Genomic DNA, 2,854 nt, shown 5'->3' with positions numbered 1-2,854 from the left:
GTGACAGGCGGCCTTGTGTTGCTGGGCTGAAAGCCCGACAGAAGGCTGCGGGGGATAGCATGACCGACATCGTCATCACCGAATTCATGGACGACACTGCCGTCGCCAACCTGAAGGCGCGCTTCGCGGTCCATTACGATCCCGAGCTCTATGCGAACCCCGACGAGATGGCGCGCCTTTTCGCTGCCGTTCCCGCCGTCATCGTGCGCAACCAGGCAAGGTTCTTGAAGCGGCGAAGCGGCTCAAGGTGATCGGCCGCCTCGGCGTCGGCCTGGACAATCTCGACATGGAAGCCTGCGCCGACCGCGGCATCCGCGTTTTCCCCGCGACCGGTGCCAACAGCCTTTCCGTCGTCGAGTACGTCATCGGCACGACGATGACGCTGCTGCGCGGCGCCTATTTCGCCAATGCCGCGATGCTCGCCGGCGAATTCCCCAAGACCAGGCTGATCGGCCGCGAGATTGCCGGAAAGCTGCTGGGGCTCGTCGGCTTCGGCTCGATCGCCCGCGACGTCGCTCACCACGCTCGCGCGATCGGCATGGAGGTCGCGGCCTACCACCCGCGCCTGCTCGCCGACGATCCCGCCTGGAGCGGCGTGCGGCGGCTCGAATTCGACGAGTTGCTGTCCGAGTCCGACGTGATCAGCCTGCATGTCCCGCTGACCTCGGAAACCCGCGGCATGATCGACGCGAAGGCCTTCGCCCGGATGAAGCAGGACGCGATCCTGATCAATACCGCGCGCGGCGGCATCATGGACGAGGCGGCATTGGTCAAGGCCCTCAAGGCCGGCAAGCTCGGCGGCGCCGCGATCGATGTCTACGAGCAGGAGCCGCTCGGCAAGGACGCGGCCAAGGTCTTCTCGGGCGCCCCCAACCTGATCCTGACCCCGCATATCGCCGGCAACACGGTCGAGTCGAACGGGCGCGTGTCCGGGCTCGTCGCCGAGAAGGTCATGGCTGCGCTGGAAGGGCGGGTTTGAGGTTTTTGGGCTGACGTCGTTCGCGGGCGAAGCGTGGCTCGACCCGAGAAGCGCGGGACAGGACGACGCTGCTTTCGCCCTGCTCGAGTCAAGCCCGGGCAGGGCGGCTGTGTCAGGCGAAATCGAACCGGTCGACATCGACCAGCCCCTTGTCGGTGATCTTGAGATGCGGGATCACCGGCAGGGTCAGGAAGGCGACCTGCAGGAAGGGTTCGGCCAGCACGACGCCGAGAGCTTTCGCCGCGGCGCGTAGCTTCTCAAGATCGTGCCGCACCGTCTCGAAGGGCTGCTCGCTCATCAGCCCGGCGACCGGCAGCGCCAGCTCCGCCGTGACCTCGCCGCCATCGGCCACGGCGAAGCCGCCACCGATCTCGATCAGGCGGTTCGCCGCCGCCGCCATCGAGGCCTCGTCCACGCCGACGACGCAGAGATTATGGCTGTCATGCCCGACCGAGGAGGCGATGGCGCCGTGCTTCATTCCGAAGCCATGGACGAAGCCGGTGGCGATGCCGCCGTTCTTGCCGTGGCGCTCGATCACCGTGACCTTGATCGCATCCTGCGCAAGATCGGGCAGGGCCGCGCCGTCGCGCGAGGGCAGCGCCATGGCCAATCGTTCGGTGATGATCCGACCGGGCACCACGCCGATCACCGGCGTCTCGCCGTCACGGGCCTTAGCAGTGAAATCGGCGGGCGTGAGCTTGCGGCTTTTCACGCTGCCGAGCCCGACCGGCGCGATCGTCGCACGGTCCGCGAACAGCGCCTCCTCGACCAGCCGGCCCCCGGTGAGGACCTGTTTTACCGAGCAGGCCGCGAGATCCTCGACCAGCACGATATCGGCACGCTTGCCCGGCCCGATGAAGCCGCGGTCGAACAGCCCGAAATTCCGTGCGGCCGAAAACGACGCGATGCGATAGGTCGCCAGCACATCGGCGCCCTCGGCGATGGCGGTGCGGATCATGTAGTCGAGATGACCTTCCTCGCCGATGTCGAGCGGGTTGCGGTCATCGGTGCAGAACGCGAGGAAGGGCGATGCATCGCGCGAGATCAGCGGGATCAGCTGATGCAGGTCCTTCGAGACCGAGCCCTCGCGGATCAGGATCGCCATGCCCTTGGCGAGCTTCTCGCGGGCTTCGTCCGCCGTCGTCGTCTCGTGGTCGGTGCGGATGCCGGCGGCGAGATAGGCGTTGAGGTCCATGCCCCGCACCAGCGGCGCATGCCCGTCGATATGGCGGTGCGAGAAGGCTTCGAGCTTGGCGAGGCAGCCGGGATCGCGATGGATCACGCCCGGGAAATTCATGAACTCGGCCAGGCCGATCACCTTGGGATGATCCATCATCGGCGTCAGGTCGCCGGCTTCCAGTTGGGCGCCCGCCGTCTCCAGATGCGTCGCCGGCACGCAGCTCGACAGGTTGACGCGCAGATCCATCCGCATCGCCTCGGCGCAGGCAAGGAAATAGCGGATGCCCTGGGCGCCCAGCACGTTCGAAATCTCGTGCGGATCGCAGATCGCGGTGGTGACGCCATGGGGCAGCACGCAGCGTTCGAATTCTAGCGGCGTAACCAGCGACGATTCGATGTGCAGATGCGTGTCGATGAAGCCGGGCACGGCGATCAGGCCTCTGGCGTCGATGACGCGCTTGCCCTCGTAGGTCCCGTAGGTCCCGACGATGGTATCGCCGCAGATCGCGATATCGCTCTCGGCGAGTGCGCCGGTGACGAGGTCGAGGAGCTTTGCGCCCTTGACGACGAGGTCGGCCGGCTCGTCGCCATGCCCCTGGGCGATCCGGCGTGCAAGCGTGGCGGCATCGGTCATGGGGCGATTTCCAACTGGCATCATCGCACGAACCTGCACGGGCTGTCCCAGCTTGTCGATAC

The 2,854-nt window shown here is 66.5% G+C and carries 1 protein-coding gene and 1 pseudogene; one reads left to right on the top strand and one right to left on the bottom strand.

Annotation, left to right across the window (positions count from 1 at the left end; translation table 11 throughout):
* Nucleotides 1–59 precede the first annotated feature (59 nt).
* A pseudogene (locus tag ACIPIA_RS13580) lies at nucleotides 60–979 on the top strand (hydroxyacid dehydrogenase).
* Between the two features lie 112 nt (nucleotides 980–1,091).
* Here ACIPIA_RS13580 and ade read toward each other — a convergent pair.
* The gene (ade, locus tag ACIPIA_RS13575) at nucleotides 1,092–2,792 is read right to left on the bottom strand and encodes an adenine deaminase (protein ID WP_400510309.1); all 1,701 of its coding nucleotides are present in this window, start codon (nucleotides 2,790–2,792) and stop codon (nucleotides 1,092–1,094) included.
* Nucleotides 2,793–2,854 lie beyond the last annotated feature (62 nt).

Source organism: Allobosea sp. CER48, assembly GCF_044752385.1.
Classification (GTDB): Bacteria; Pseudomonadota; Alphaproteobacteria; order Rhizobiales; family Beijerinckiaceae; genus Allobosea.
The sequence above is the reverse complement of the archived record's forward strand: the minus strand, read 5'-3'. Positions and strand labels throughout refer to the sequence as shown.